The 12763-nt window shown below is 39.9% G+C and carries 18 protein-coding genes; 9 read left to right on the top strand and 9 right to left on the bottom strand.

Annotated elements, in window-relative coordinates; genetic code table 11:
• The first annotated feature begins 377 nt into the window (after positions 1–377).
• A complete protein-coding gene (locus NSQ70_RS05100) occupies positions 378–1565 on the top strand; it encodes a M20 family metallopeptidase (RefSeq protein WP_008348870.1) in 1188 nt (395 codons plus the stop codon).
• Positions 1566–1594: 29 nt separating this feature from the next.
• On the opposite strand, the gene NSQ70_RS05095 is transcribed toward NSQ70_RS05100, so the two are convergent.
• From NSQ70_RS05095 to NSQ70_RS05085, 3 genes are read right to left on the bottom strand one after another with little or no spacing between them, the layout of a single operon-like run.
• Positions 1595–2305, bottom strand: coding sequence for an EcsC family protein (locus tag NSQ70_RS05095; RefSeq protein ID WP_212360665.1), 711 nt, complete (start codon positions 2303–2305; stop codon positions 1595–1597).
• Positions 2306–2359: 54 nt separating this feature from the next.
• Positions 2360–3580, bottom strand: coding sequence for an ABC transporter permease (locus NSQ70_RS05090; RefSeq protein WP_268450152.1), 1221 nt, complete (start codon positions 3578–3580; stop codon positions 2360–2362).
• A complete protein-coding gene (locus NSQ70_RS05085; protein WP_008348877.1) occupies positions 3573–4313 on the bottom strand; it encodes an ABC transporter ATP-binding protein in 741 nt (246 codons plus the stop codon). The genes NSQ70_RS05090 and NSQ70_RS05085 overlap by 8 nt, the downstream gene beginning before the upstream one ends.
• A 487-nt stretch (positions 4314–4800) precedes the next feature.
• Between NSQ70_RS05085 and NSQ70_RS05080 the strand changes: the two genes are divergently transcribed.
• From NSQ70_RS05080 to NSQ70_RS05070, 3 genes are all read left to right on the top strand, one after another.
• Positions 4801–5229, top strand: coding sequence for an HIT family protein (locus NSQ70_RS05080; RefSeq protein WP_008348883.1), 429 nt, complete (start codon positions 4801–4803; stop codon positions 5227–5229).
• A gap of 158 nt (positions 5230–5387) precedes the next feature.
• Complete coding sequence (gene serC / locus NSQ70_RS05075) at positions 5388–6467, top strand: 3-phosphoserine/phosphohydroxythreonine transaminase (protein WP_047946606.1); 1080 nt, start codon at positions 5388–5390, stop codon at positions 6465–6467.
• 125 nt (positions 6468–6592) lie between these two features.
• On the top strand, positions 6593–7111 hold the full coding sequence (locus NSQ70_RS05070) for a tryptophan transporter (protein ID WP_008348886.1): 519 nt from the start codon (positions 6593–6595) through the stop codon (positions 7109–7111).
• 55 nt (positions 7112–7166) lie between these two features.
• Here the strand turns inward: NSQ70_RS05070 and NSQ70_RS05065 are convergent, their stop codons facing one another.
• A complete protein-coding gene (locus NSQ70_RS05065; protein ID WP_008348888.1) occupies positions 7167–7358 on the bottom strand; it encodes a hypothetical protein in 192 nt (63 codons plus the stop codon).
• Between the two features lie 128 nt (positions 7359–7486).
• Here NSQ70_RS05065 and NSQ70_RS05060 point away from each other — a divergent pair, with 128 nt between their 5' ends.
• Positions 7487–7843 (top strand): YtxH domain-containing protein, encoded by a 357-nt coding sequence (locus tag NSQ70_RS05060; protein WP_007497160.1) that lies wholly within the window; start codon positions 7487–7489, stop codon positions 7841–7843.
• Positions 7844–8030: 187 nt separating this feature from the next.
• Positions 8031–8645, top strand: coding sequence for an HTH-type transcriptional regulator Hpr (locus NSQ70_RS05055; protein ID WP_008348891.1), 615 nt, complete (start codon positions 8031–8033; stop codon positions 8643–8645).
• Here the strand turns inward: NSQ70_RS05055 and NSQ70_RS05050 are convergent.
• Positions 8623–8967: a YhaI family protein gene (locus tag NSQ70_RS05050; protein ID WP_007497157.1), complete on the bottom strand. Its 345-nt coding sequence runs from the start codon at positions 8965–8967 to the stop codon at positions 8623–8625. The genes NSQ70_RS05055 and NSQ70_RS05050 overlap by 23 nt on opposite strands.
• Before the next feature lie 235 nt (positions 8968–9202).
• Here NSQ70_RS05050 and NSQ70_RS05045 point away from each other — a divergent pair, with 235 nt between their 5' ends.
• Complete coding sequence (locus tag NSQ70_RS05045) at positions 9203–9721, top strand: DUF3267 domain-containing protein (RefSeq protein ID WP_024719992.1); 519 nt, start codon at positions 9203–9205, stop codon at positions 9719–9721.
• Positions 9722–9803: 82 nt separating this feature from the next.
• A complete protein-coding gene (locus tag NSQ70_RS05040; RefSeq protein ID WP_072368131.1) occupies positions 9804–9989 on the top strand; it encodes a hypothetical protein in 186 nt (61 codons plus the stop codon).
• 53 nt (positions 9990–10042) lie between these two features.
• On the opposite strand, the gene NSQ70_RS05035 is transcribed toward NSQ70_RS05040, so the two are convergent.
• Positions 10043–10132 (bottom strand): YjcZ family sporulation protein, encoded by a 90-nt coding sequence (locus tag NSQ70_RS05035; RefSeq protein WP_034647786.1) that lies wholly within the window; start codon positions 10130–10132, stop codon positions 10043–10045.
• Positions 10133–10277: 145 nt separating this feature from the next.
• The gene (locus NSQ70_RS05030; RefSeq protein ID WP_008361129.1) at positions 10278–10364 is read right to left on the bottom strand and encodes a YjcZ family sporulation protein; all 87 of its coding nucleotides are present in this window, start codon (positions 10362–10364) and stop codon (positions 10278–10280) included.
• 161 nt (positions 10365–10525) lie between these two features.
• On the opposite strand from NSQ70_RS05030, the gene NSQ70_RS05025 reads away from it, so the two are divergent.
• Positions 10526–11401 (top strand): peptidylprolyl isomerase, encoded by an 876-nt coding sequence (locus tag NSQ70_RS05025; protein ID WP_024719991.1) that lies wholly within the window; start codon positions 10526–10528, stop codon positions 11399–11401.
• A 55-nt stretch (positions 11402–11456) separates the two neighbouring features.
• Here NSQ70_RS05025 and NSQ70_RS05020 read toward each other — a convergent pair whose 3' ends face one another.
• Positions 11457–11687, bottom strand: coding sequence for a sporulation YhaL family protein (locus NSQ70_RS05020; RefSeq protein ID WP_017360318.1), 231 nt, complete (start codon positions 11685–11687; stop codon positions 11457–11459).
• Between the two features lie 108 nt (positions 11688–11795).
• Entirely contained in the window at positions 11796–12749 is a 954-nt protein-coding gene (gene yhaM, locus NSQ70_RS05015) for a 3'-5' exoribonuclease YhaM (RefSeq protein ID WP_007497151.1), read from the bottom strand.
• Positions 12750–12763: the final 14 nt, after the last annotated feature.

Genomic DNA, 12763 nt, shown 5'->3' with positions numbered 1-12763 from the left:
CAAGATCCACCCTAATAAGATTGGCCATTTGAGCATAGGTGAAGCACCTTTCATCTGAATAAGTAGTACCAACAGTGGAATCAAACAAATCATCAAAAAGCTCATCTTCGAAACGAACGTTTCTTTGATTTGATGCCGACAGCTTGGACAAAGCATCATTCTCGTATGCGATAAATGAAATTTTTCGACGAAAGAAAATGCTTTTGAACAATTTGGACAGCTTCCCAATGCCACTCCCCCTTTTTCAAGCTTCATACTTAACCTTCGACTTTTATGTAAAATGACCTTTTCTGTCATTCTCGACATCCTCTTCTGTTGAAAGATTCTAACAATTACCATACAATCAGTAAAAGAGCCTAAAGGAGGTTTTCGGATCAATGACAGTATCCACTTTACACAAAAGGATCAATGAACGTCTTGATGAACATTATGAGGAAATGGTTGAAATTAGACGCCATCTCCATATGAATCCAGAACTTTCTTTTCAGGAAGAGGAAACCGCTGCTTACATCGCTCAATATTATGACAGATTACATATCCCAACACGCACACATGTAGGCGGACATGGTGTACTCGCTTTTATTGAAGGAGCTTCCCCTGGACCGACCATTGCACTGAGAGCTGATTTTGATGCACTTCCCATTCATGATGAAAAGGATGTACCTTACCGTTCAACAAAACCTGGTGTCATGCACGCATGCGGTCACGATGGCCACACAGCAACACTTCTCGTCTTAGCGAAGATCTTACATGAGCACCGAGATCAATTAAAAGGAAAAATCGTCCTCATACATCAACACGCTGAAGAATATGCCCCCGGCGGTGCGAAACCAATGATTGAAGATGGCTGTTTAGATGGTGTTGACGTCATTTTCGGCACCCACCTTTGGTCCTCAGAGCCATGCGGCACTGTTCTTTATAAAAGCGGGAACTTTATGGCAGCCGCCGATCGTTTCTCTATTCAAGTGCAAGGTAAAGGCGGACATGGCGCACAGCCGCACCTGACGAAAGATGCCGTACTCATCGGTTCACAAATTGTAGCCAATCTTCAGCAGGTCGTGGCCCGTAAAGTCAACCCGATTGATTCTGCGGTGGTATCTGTAGGGGGATTTGTCGCTGAAAATGCCTTTAACGTCATTGCAGATTCGGCCGTGCTAACAGGTACTGCACGTTCCTTTGAAGAGAGTGCACGCCATATCATTGAACGTGAAATTGAACAGGTGGTGAAAGGTGTCTGCCACATGCACGATGCCTCTTACACTTATGAATATGTAAGAGGCTATCCTGCAGTCAAAAATCACCCTGCACCAACTGAATATATAGCAGAAATAGCCAAACAGACAGAAGGAGTCACAGAAGTAAAAGAAGCCGAAACTCAAATGGGCGGAGAAGACTTTGCTTACTACCTTCAGCATGTTCCTGGTACTTTCTTCTACACAGGCGCTATGCCAGAAAACAGCCAAGATGTGTATCCACATCACCATCCGAAATTTGATATTAACGAAAACGCAATGCCTGTCGCAGCAAAGGTACTCGCTCATGCCGTCCTTTCCTACGATGAATAAAAAAAAAGCCGCTGCCACCAGCGGCTTTTCTATTTCTTCGATTCTTTCAACACTCTCAAGTGAAACACATGGCGTGCGACTTCACCAAGCTGTCCTGTCAGCTGATGATTTGCCACCCCACCAACAGCGGCACCGACCACAGGCATTAATTGAAACAGCTTCACAAGGTCAATATAATCTCGATATTCCTGCTGAAAGCTATACCAATCCATTTCTTCCCGGGTTGTTTCCCATTCTTCAATGAGTTTCATCATTTTTTGGCGGTGTGCACTGCTTGAAAAGGCGAGTTGAAAAATACAAAGCAAAAAGAGCCTTTCCTCTTTTTGAGACAAATCAAATCCATATATACAAGCAAGCTCATATAGACATTTCATTTTAATACTCAAAAGGAGAGGGAAATCCGCCATTCCGAGAAACAATCCACCCGCACCTGTGCCAATTCCTTCAATCGCAGCGGCCTTTTGATAATATGTCACCTTTTCCTTTGCCAGCTCATTTCGCTCTACAATAGACAATTGTTCATCAATGACTGTAAATGAAGTAAAATGGCTTCCTGATACGGTGGATTCAACCATTGTTTTCACCGCACTTGTGATGACTTGATGAAATCGAGCAGGGATTCGGCGATTCACTTGCTGCTGAACGCCTTTTGAAAACCGCTCGATCTTGGATGGTTTTCTTAAAAAACGCATTTGAAAAAAAATGGCCTCTTCATACAGTTCCCGTTCAGCTGCATTCATCCCAGTTCCCTCCTTGGTGACATCATACGCTCGCTGTAAAAAACAAATCTCCGCTTATCTCGTCTTTTTTAATCTGCTTTGTACGTAAGGCTTGAATAGGACAAGCACAAATACCAATGAAATGAGAAGAGCAAGTCCGCTTCCCTTCCATCCACCTGCTGGAAAAACGGCGGAGCTCAGTACAATTGACTGGATGATGAGTACATTTCGTACGAGAACAAAAAAGCTTCGATCTTTTTCTTGCTGAGACACAGGATAAAGTGCCTGTAACGACAGATGAGCAAAGTGCTTTGTTAACGGGACAAGCTGTACACCTGTGATAAAGACTGTAAACAAGACAAGTAATGCCCCCACCCAGCCTGCTGCACCTGTATACAAGAGGATGAGCACAAACACGACCGTTAACCTAAACACAAGACCAAAATAGTCATTTGAACGTAAAAACGCCCTCACATACATATAAGAAAAAGCTTTACGCTGTTCATAAGGGACAAACTGCAAGACCCAGTCCATATACGCCCTTCTTTTCACTTGTTTCTTTAAATGAGGGACATCCGTAAATAAGTTTGCCAAGCGGTAAAAACGCTGTTTTCGTTTTAACTCATCAGAAATATGCAATTCCCATTGAAAGGGCTGTTTTTTTACTGCATTTGTTAGATAAATGAGATAGACAGCATATAAAAGATAAAAAACAATGGCAATGGCATAAGCTGCTTGTAAAACGGTATACATTAACATTGTATTGAGCAGAAAACGAATCACTGCATCAATCCATCTGACATGTTTCCCTTGAAAATAAGTGATTCTCCACTGAATCGCTGTATTCAGACCTTTTATTAAGATCATTTGCGCCAAAATGAGCACATATAGCATCAGATCGCCTGTGGAGACAGCCGAATATAGCGGAAGTGCAATAATGGACACGGCAATCAAAGGAAATAACTGAGAAATGAAGCTAAAGTTAAACGCTTGTTTTAAATAAGGGTCCATCTTAGCTTCCAAAGGAAGCATAAACACAAGATCTGCCTCTTTGATCAACGTTCGCACGTAAGAACTAGTCAGTACCAATGAGAAAACAACTGCCATGACCCAATAGGATGGGAAGTGAGCTGGAATATGCTTCAGCCAATTACTGTACCAGCTCGCCCCGCCTGCAAGGAAAAAAATGAGCACAATCACAAGATGATCGTTGAACATATATTTTAAATATTTTCTTGTTTCTTGTACGTGTTCTTCTAATCGAGATTTCCAAATGGTTTGCGTTGTTTTACTCATAGCTTTCTTCCTTTGTTAATTCCAAATAAAGATCATCGAGTGTCGCATCTCTCATGTTGAACTGTTCTCTTAGTTCTGTCAGTGTTCCTTTCGCTCTAATTTCCCCTTCATGCAAAATAATAAAGGAATCACAATAACGTTCCGCTGTGGCTAAAATATGCGTTGACATCAGAACACTTGCGCCATTTTGTTTCGCCGCATTCATACGTTCTAATAGTGCGTTGATCGCAAGCGGATCAAGCCCTAAAAACGGCTCATCAATAATATACAACTCTGGCTCCACAAGAAACGCACACATAATCATCACCTTCTGCTTCATCCCTTTAGAAAAATGAGCAGGGAACCATTTCAATCGCTTCTCCATTCGGAATTCCTTCAGCAAAGACGGCAGACGTTCTTCTAATTGTTCTTTTGAAAGGCCGTAAGCCATCGCTGTCAGCTCTAAATGCTCTTTTAACGTTAATTCTTCATATAAGACAGGTGTCTCTGGAATAAACGTAAATTGTGAACGATACGCCTCTTGATCTTCTTGAAGGGTTCGTCCGTTTAGCTCAATGACCCCTTTATGAGGTTTCATTAATCCAATAATATGACGAATGGTTGTACTTTTTCCCGCCCCGTTTAAGCCAATGAGACCAACGATTTGGTTTCTTTCTAATTCAAATGAAATATTTTTCAGAACGGGATTCTTTGTATATCCACCCGTTACATCTTTTACAGTTAGAAGGGACATCAGTTCGTTCCTTTCTTTCTTTTTTCCTTTATAGTACCAAAAACGAAAGACAATTTGAAATGTTTACCTATAGCCAACTCATGAATAAAACATCGGCATACTGGTCATCATAATGTATGTAGAAGAAATGAACTTGATGACCAATACGTAAATGAGGTGTTTGTTAAAGGCAATAACCGCATGACAAATTGGTTTTTCATCTAAAAACCTTAGCTTCTGTTTTGCTTCACTGATTCTTGATTTTTGTGTCCTATACAAATATGTATACGACGAACCAAAACGTCAAATGAGGTGTTTACGGCAGAAATAGCAGGCATATGAATTCTTTATTTCAGTAAATAGAGAATTCAAAAGGCATATCAAATGAAAGCATCAGCATTTCTTCTGCAGGAGCAGGATGAGCGACCAAAGGAGTTCGCTTGTCCTGTTTTCTTTTTTGCTTCTTTTTGTGATACGATAAAGGAAAAATAATGAGGAGTGACATGGCGTGAGCGACTGCATTTTTTGCAAGATCATTGATGGAGACATTCCATGTGCAAAAGTATATGAAGACGAGCATGTATTGGCTTTTCTTGATATTAGCCAAGTAACAAAAGGACATACCCTTGTAATCCCGAAAATACATAAAGAAAACATTTATGACATGACACCAGAAGTGTCTAATCATTACTTCCAAGCGATTCCGAAAATTGCTAGAGCGATTAAGCAAGAATTTGAACCAATTGGTTTAAACCTTCTGAACAACAACGGTGAAAAAGCCGGGCAATCTGTGTTCCATTACCATATGCACATCATTCCACGTTATGGCAAAGGCGACGGCTTTGGTGCCGTATGGAAATCTCACCAAGATCAATATACATCAGAGGATTTAAAAGACATTTCTTCTGCCATCCATACGCGCCTTACCTCATCTTAATTGATGAGGTTTTTCTTTTTTTCACTTCTTTTCTGTGCTTATCCTCTGAATCGTAAGATATTTAGGACGATTCAAATTTTTTGTCCAAATGCTTCAAATTTGTGATAGGATGGTTTTATCTTTTGATCCATTAACGCGAGAAATAGGGAGAGATTGTGATGAAGCGAACGACGAATTTTAATGCTGGTCCGGCGGCGCTGCCGCTAGAAGTGCTTCAAAAAGCACAGAAAGAACTTGTTGATTTTAAACAAACCGGGATGTCTGTAATGGAACTTTCTCATCGCAGCGGTGAGTATGAAGAAGTCCACAATAAAGCGAAAGCACTCTTGGTAGAATTGATGGACATTCCAGAAGATTATGAGGTCCTCTTTTTACAAGGCGGGGCAAGTCTTCAATTTGCAATGATTCCGATGAACTTCTTACATGAAGGCGAAACGGCTCATTTCATCCAAACAGGTGCTTGGTCAGAGAAAGCCTTGTCAGAAGCAAAAGGGTTTGGTGAAACATCAGTGTTTGCCTCAAGTGAAGACGACAACTATTCGTATATTCCAGATGTAGATGCTTCCGTTTTAACTGACGGTGCTTACTTGCACATCACATCGAACAATACCATTTTCGGTACTCAGTGGAAAACGTTCCCGAACACGTCACTCCCGCTTATTGCCGACATGTCCAGTGATATTCTCAGCAAAAAAATAGACGTGTCTTCATTTGATTTCATTTATGCCGGGGCACAAAAAAATCTAGGGCCTTCTGGTATCACGATTGTGATCGCGCGCAAACGTTTATTAGAGAAAGAAAAAAGCTTCACACCTAAAATTTTAAAATATTCAACACATGCCAAAGCCAATTCTCTTTATCACACACCACCGACTTTTGCGATTTATATGCTATCCCTTGTCCTGGAGCATGTGAAACAGGCGGGCGGCGTAGAAGCAGCAGAAAAACGCAATGAACAAAAAGCAGCGCTTCTGTATGATACGATTGATCAAAGCGGCGGTTTTTACAAAGGACATGCACGTGCTGACAGCCGTTCACATATGAATGTCACGTTTACCCTGCGTGATGATGCACTCACTGCATCCTTTGTGGAGAAAGCAAAACAAGAACAAATGGTTGGACTCGCCGGCCACCGTTCTGTTGGCGGATGCAGAGCCTCGATTTACAACGCCGTCTCTATAGAAGACTGCCAAAAGCTTGCGGACTTTATGAAAAAGTTCCAGCAAGAAAATGAGTAAAAAGGCTTTTCTATCGTGAAATAAATTTGTTATAATAACGAGAAATATAAAGTCATGACTCTTGCAATAAATGATCAGCCATATTATTGGAGAGTTCTAAGAGCTTAGCAGAGGAGAGCATAGAAATGAAAACAAAAGAATTAGTGATTATGTCATTGCTTGCAGCAATGGGAGCTGTTTTGCATACGATTTTCCCGCCCATCTTTTTCGGAATGAAACCTGATATGATGCTGGTCATGATGTTTTTAAGCATCATCCTTTTTCCGAAGGTACAGCATGTCGTTGTGATCGCCCTAGTTACTGGGGTCATTTCCGCTTTGACAACAGGTTTTCCAGGCGGACAAATTCCAAATATGATTGATAAACCGGTGACAGCCTTTATCTTCTTAGCCCTTTTCTTATCTTGCCAGAAGATCAAGAACAAAGTCGTTCTGACCGCTGTACTCACCGCTGTTGGGACCGTCGTATCGGGCGTGATTTTCCTATCTGCCGCTTTACTGATTACTGGACTGCCGGCTGCGTTACCAGCACTTCTTGTAGGTGTTGTCCTGCCAGCAACTGTGATCAATACAATAGCTATGGTATTTGTCTTCCCGATTGCTCAGTCCATATTAAAGCGCGCAAGAATGATTGAAGTCGCTTAACGAATAACTGAACCTCTTCATTAGATGAAGAGGTTTTTTTCATGCTTTCATGCTTCTATAAAAGAAAAAGGGTAAGCAGCAAAATGGAGAGCGAAATCCCTGCACCTGCCGCACACACAATTGCTTTTTGTCTTAATACATGTTTTGGCGGATAAGACCCTGCATACCCAAGCTGCCTTACATAATGAATAGAACCACCTGCGAAAATCACACACATACACGTAAAAACGAACAGAAAGACAGACAACCTTCTCCCCTCCCTTTTCTTCAAAAGTATGCTAAAATAAAGCAAGCTATGTATGGAAGTTCAATGAAGCTGATCGTCAGCTCAGAGAGAACATGCGAATGTGTAAAATTTGACTAGAGGTGATTGGAATGGCTAGTGGACGTTCTTTATTAACAGGATTATTTGTAGGCGGTCTCCTCGGAGGTGCGGCAGTGCTCCTGACGACTCCCTCTTCTGGCAGAGATGTACGCGGAAAGATGAAAGACGGCTATGACAAATTCGAAGATACGCTGACAAGATTAAAAAGAGATGGACAAGCTTTAAAAGAGCAGATTGTTGAAACCGCAAAAGAAAGTGCTGAGGTCATTAAAGAGGTCGGAACTGAATTGCAAACATCCATTCAGCAATGGCGCGAGGAAATCAAACCTCATCAGCAAGACTTACAAAAGGAAATTCAGGAAATTGAGGAAAAGCTCAAACAACTGGAGAAAACCTTACAAAACTAATATACTCACAAAAAAATATTCGTTTACAAAAGTGTGCGGGGTGCGTATCCCGCACTTTTTTTGTTGAAAAAAGGTTATTTTGTCAATGTTTTTCATGACTTTTAAAAATTCTTGAATTTTCAGCTTTATTAATCTTTATTTTATTGGCATAATAGAATTACAAGAAAAAGAGAAGTAGGTGAAATGGATGAATCATTCGGAACAGCCTTTCGATGTAAAAGAAGCACTTTTATTCAGTCAAAGAATGGCCCAATTGAGCAAAGCTCTTTGGAAATCCATTGAAAAGGACTGGCAGCAGTGGATCAAACCGTATAACCTAAATATCAATGAACATCATATTTTGTGGATTGCGTATCAATTAAAAGGAGCTTCAATATCTGAAATTGCAAAGTTTGGCGTCATGCATGTATCAACGGCGTTTAACTTCTCTAAAAAATTAGAGGAAAGAGGATTTTTAAAATTTTCTAAAAAGTTAAACGATAAACGCAATACGTATATTGAACTAACGCCAAAAGGCGAAGAGACATTCCATAAACTACTCGAAGATTACGACCCAGCCCGAACTGGTATTGTCAAAGGCGCACAGCCGCTTCATGACATTTACGGAAAGTTCCCTGAAATTTTAGAAATGATGTGTATTATCCGAAACATTTATGGTGAGGATTTCATGGAGATTTTTGAGAAATCGTTTTCAAACATTGAGAAGGACTTTTTGAATGAGCGTGGGAAAGTCACGAAAAAGCCTGAAGAACTTGAAGACTCAGCGGAGGAAAAAGCGGCTAAAGCAAATCAAATTGTTTAATGATCTTTATAAATTCATTCATTAACGGCTGAAACAGCCCTTGATCATGCAAAGCAAAAATCGTCTCATGAACATCCAGCTTTTCAATTAACTGTCCCGCAAACAGCGCAAGGAGATCGTCAAACATGACGTAGCCTTGTGCTTTTTGCTTGTCCATTTCATCTGAGAGCTCAGCACAAATACGCTCAATGTCCTTTGCCTCTTCTTTCGATACACGCTGCCGGATCAATAGCGCATAATATGGATAACGGCTCATATCTGTCGCCGTCAGTAACAGTTCCATATAATATTCGAGCTGGCTCATTCGTTCCTCAATACTCATGTACGTTCCCTCTTTCTCTTAGTCACTCTATTTTAGCCGAAATTACTCATTGACGAAAGAGACGAACCTCCCTCTTATGTCTTTTTTTCTTGAAAAACCCAAAGTTTCCTCTCTTTATTCCATATGAATGTAACAATTTATTTTTTTTCTTGAAAACCATTGATTTTTATCCTCAGGAAGAGTAAATTATCTTGAGATATTCAATTAGTTTTTTTTGAGATTGGAAGGATGAAAAATGAATTGTTGGAAGACCATTAATCTTGAAAAGGATTATGGTTATACGAGAATGATGATTTCAGCCATATGTCTGACTGTATTTTTTTTCATTATGGCATTTTTATGTTTTCAACTGACTCATCCTGAAACGAGACTCAGCAGTCACAATGCACCGCTTTTTATCGTGCTTTTACTTGCGACATTGCTTGTCCACCGCTTGGTTCACTTGATCCCAGTCATGAAACATAAGAAAAAAATGACGTTATTTAAACGAAATTGCTGGCAGCGCGTGCCTAAGAGAGTGATGCTTTTCTCACTGCTCAGCCCGTTTTGTGTCATCTCACCTGTTTACTTTGTTTTAGGAATGGCATTTCCAATGTACGCACACTATTTTATCATGATCGCAAGTATTCATGCAGGCTATTGTTTGCCTGACTTTTTATTTGCTTGGAAACTGCTAAAAGCGCCAAAATCATGCATCATTGATCAAGCCCAAGACGAGTTTGATATTTTAGTTGACCCAACTTCCTCATCATGAGGTTTTTAAAGCCAACTTCTATCTTTTTCATAAAAAATTTGGTAATGTAGTATGGGAATAGCATAGAGAGGGGGGATCTCCGATAGTTTTATTTTACTTCATCGTCTTTGCCGCGTTTATTGTGTATTCAATAAACAGGCTTACTAATACATTATGCCTTGTCAGAGAGATTCCTGAAGAACGGCAAGATAAGGTGTTTCGCTTTATCAATGTATCGATACTGATCTTACTGATCTCATCATTTGTTGAAATTACCATATCTATTTAAGATCAAAGCAAAAGCTGCCTGTTTGATGGCAGCTTTTTGTGTATGATGATCTATTAGTAAATCCAAGATGCACCGATAATGATCAATAAGATGAATAACACGACGACTAGTGCAAAACCGCCAGCAAAGACTTCTCCTCCCATGTGAAAACACCTCCTGCCAGTTCTTCCTCTGTTCTAAGCTCAGTGTATGCAGAAAATTTTAAAACGTTTAGGCACTTGTCATCGTTTTAAAAAAGAACCGCCCGCACGCATGGCAGGACGGCTCCTTTCTGTCACAGCGATTTAATTAATAAAGATATGCTGCACCAACGATGATCAGCAAAATGAATAGCACGACCAATAAAGCAAACCCATTAGAATATCCTGCTCCCATATAATTCAGCCTCCTTTTTGTGATCAATATATGTGTATGTTGGTCGCAAAAATTTGACTAGACGAATGCCCTCCCATTTGCATTTCTTTTTACAGCATGTCACAATATGTTATGATACAAGCAATGATAAATAAATTGGAAAGATTAGGAGTGTTTTTTGAATGAAAAAAATGGCTTTAGCAGCTGTAACAGCAGTAAGTGTTTTAACTCTTGGCGCATGCAGTAGCGGTGACAAAGAAGTGATCGCAACAACAAAATCAGGAGATGTCACAAAAGAAGAGCTTTACACAACACTTAAGAAACAAGCAGGTGGAGATGCTTTAAACCTACTTGTTCAACAAAAGGTTCTTGCTGACAAATACAAAGTATCAGATAAAGAAATTGATAAGAAATTGGAAGAATATAAAAAGACACTTGGTGAAGATCGTTTAAAACAACTTCAAGATGAATTCGGAAAAGATTACATCAAAGATCAAGTAAAATATGAGCTGCTGACTCAAAAGGCTGCCAAAGCTAACATCAAAATCACTGACAAAGAAGTAAAAGCGTATTACGATGACCTAAAAGGAAAAATCCGCGCAAGCCACATTTTAGTTGCTGACAAGAAAACAGCAGATGAAGTAGAAAAGAAATTAGATAAAGGCGAAAAGTGGGATGACCTTGTATCTGAATATTCAACTGACACTGCTTCAGCAGCACAAGGCGGCGATGTAGGCTGGTTCGCAAAAGAAGGCCAAATGGATGAGAACTTCAGTAAAGCTGCCTTCAAACTAAAAGTAAATGAAATCAGCAAACCAGTAAAATCTCAATTTGGTTACCATATCATTAAAAAGACCGAAGAACGCGGTAAATACGATGACATGAAAGCAGACTTGAAAAAAGAACTGCTTGATCAAAAACAAGCAGACAACAATGAAATTCAAACGATCTTAAACAAATTGGTGAAAGATGCTGATGTGAAAGTAAAAGATAAAGAACTTGAAAATACATTCAAAGAAAAATCTGAGCAAACCACACAACAAACACCAAACCAATAATGAACGAAAAACCCCTCTACATGAACTTGTAGAGGGGTTTTTTTATTCTTATTGATTATGCAATCGAATGGTCCTCATGCTTCGCCGTTTCCTGGGATCGTTTCATTTGCTGTCCTTGACGTCTACGCTCTCTCTCCTGCTCCATTCGTTCGATAAAGATTTCTCCCTCTTTTTCAATAAAGGATTGATCAATCTCTTGCTCCTCTTTGGCTGTCGTCATTAATTTATAGGCACAAAAGATAATACCAATGATACATGCATATACCCACCATGGAAAAAATAACATTGTCTTCGCCTCCTTTTTCAGGACTAATCTCTCTTCCTTTGTGTTACATGCTTATGCGAAAAGAAGACAAGTTATGAAAAAAAACGCCCGCATCAAACGGGCGTTTTATCATGAGGATTCATTGTGAAAGGTTGGTTTATAAAACGAACGATTCTCTAGTGCAAAAATACGCTCTGTATATTCTCCTGGCTTCACATGCTCAAGCGCACGATCCATCATGTTCATTTTTGCATCTAAATTATCTATATAGTGGAGAATTTCGGCTTCCTTCACCATTGGTGGTTTAGGACTGCCCCACTCCCCTTTTCCATGATGACTCAGCACTAAATGCTGCAGAATCAGAATTTCCTCAGAATCAATGCCAAGCTCCTCTGCGGCTTTCGCAATTTCTGTCACCATAATAGAAATGTGGCCAATTAAGTTCCCTTCTACTGTATATGTGGTGGAGACAGGACCCGAAAGCTCTTTGACTTTCCCTAAATCATGTAGAATGATCCCTGAATATAAAAGATCTCGATCTAGTGATGGGTATAGATCAACAATGGATTTCGCTAAATGAAGCATCGATACCACATGATAGGCAAGACCCGAAACAAACTCGTGATGGTTTTTCGTAGCTGCTGGGTAATCAGCGAATTCCTGTCCATATTTCTTCAGCAAATGTCTTGTGACACGCTGAATATTAGGGTTTTTCATATCAAAAATATATTGCATGATGGTATCCATCATATCGTGCTTTGGAATAGGAGCAGTTTCTAGAAAATCATCAATGCGGATTTGTTCGTTTTCAGCAACAGGACGTATATTCCTAAGCTTCAGCTGATTCCTTCCGCGATAATGATGAATATCACCTACTACCTTCACAATGGTTTGCGCAGCATATGTGAGTTCATCATTCTGCTTTGCATCCCATAGCTTCGCCTCAATATCTCCACTTTGATCTTGAAGAATTAACGTTAAAAATGGTTTGCCATTACTCGCAATCCCTTTAGTAGATGATTTAATTAATAAATGCAGGTCAACTTGTTCGCCGACGTCATAGGTCATGATCCCTTTAGCCATTCAATAAATGCTCC

It is taken from the genome of Bacillus sp. FSL R5-0397 (genome assembly GCF_038593395.1).
Lineage (GTDB): Bacteria > Bacillota > Bacilli > Bacillales > Bacillaceae > Bacillus > Bacillus altitudinis.
The sequence above is the reverse complement of the archived record's forward strand: the minus strand, read 5'-3'. Positions and strand labels throughout refer to the sequence as shown.

What these genes read in the sequence shown, in the direction of transcription:
- NSQ70_RS05100 (WP_008348870.1), top strand. Translation starts at nt 378, where the DNA reads ATGACAGTATCCACTTTACACAAAAGGATCAATGAACGTCTTGATGAA.
- NSQ70_RS05095 (WP_212360665.1), bottom strand. Translation starts at nt 2,305, where the DNA reads ATGAATGCAGCTGAACGGGAACTGTATGAAGAGGCCATTTTTTTTCAA.
- NSQ70_RS05090 (WP_268450152.1), bottom strand. Translation starts at nt 3,580, where the DNA reads ATGAGTAAAACAACGCAAACCATTTGGAAATCTCGATTAGAAGAACAC.
- NSQ70_RS05085 (WP_008348877.1), bottom strand. Translation starts at nt 4,313, where the DNA reads ATGTCCCTTCTAACTGTAAAAGATGTAACGGGTGGATATACAAAGAAT.
- serC (WP_047946606.1), top strand. Translation starts at nt 5,388, where the DNA reads ATGAAGCGAACGACGAATTTTAATGCTGGTCCGGCGGCGCTGCCGCTA.
- NSQ70_RS05070 (WP_008348886.1), top strand. Translation starts at nt 6,593, where the DNA reads ATGAAAACAAAAGAATTAGTGATTATGTCATTGCTTGCAGCAATGGGA.
- NSQ70_RS05060 (WP_007497160.1), top strand. Translation starts at nt 7,487, where the DNA reads ATGGCTAGTGGACGTTCTTTATTAACAGGATTATTTGTAGGCGGTCTC.
- NSQ70_RS05055 (WP_008348891.1), top strand. Translation starts at nt 8,031, where the DNA reads ATGAATCATTCGGAACAGCCTTTCGATGTAAAAGAAGCACTTTTATTC.
- NSQ70_RS05050 (WP_007497157.1), bottom strand. Translation starts at nt 8,967, where the DNA reads ATGAGTATTGAGGAACGAATGAGCCAGCTCGAATATTATATGGAACTG.
- NSQ70_RS05045 (WP_024719992.1), top strand. Translation starts at nt 9,203, where the DNA reads ATGAATTGTTGGAAGACCATTAATCTTGAAAAGGATTATGGTTATACG.
- NSQ70_RS05035 (WP_034647786.1), bottom strand. Translation starts at nt 10,132, where the DNA reads ATGGGAGGAGAAGTCTTTGCTGGCGGTTTTGCACTAGTCGTCGTGTTA.
- NSQ70_RS05030 (WP_008361129.1), bottom strand. Translation starts at nt 10,364, where the DNA reads ATGGGAGCAGGATATTCTAATGGGTTTGCTTTATTGGTCGTGCTATTC.
- NSQ70_RS05025 (WP_024719991.1), top strand. Translation starts at nt 10,526, where the DNA reads ATGAAAAAAATGGCTTTAGCAGCTGTAACAGCAGTAAGTGTTTTAACT.
- NSQ70_RS05020 (WP_017360318.1), bottom strand. Translation starts at nt 11,687, where the DNA reads ATGTTATTTTTTCCATGGTGGGTATATGCATGTATCATTGGTATTATC.
- yhaM (WP_007497151.1), bottom strand. Translation starts at nt 12,749, where the DNA reads ATGGCTAAAGGGATCATGACCTATGACGTCGGCGAACAAGTTGACCTG.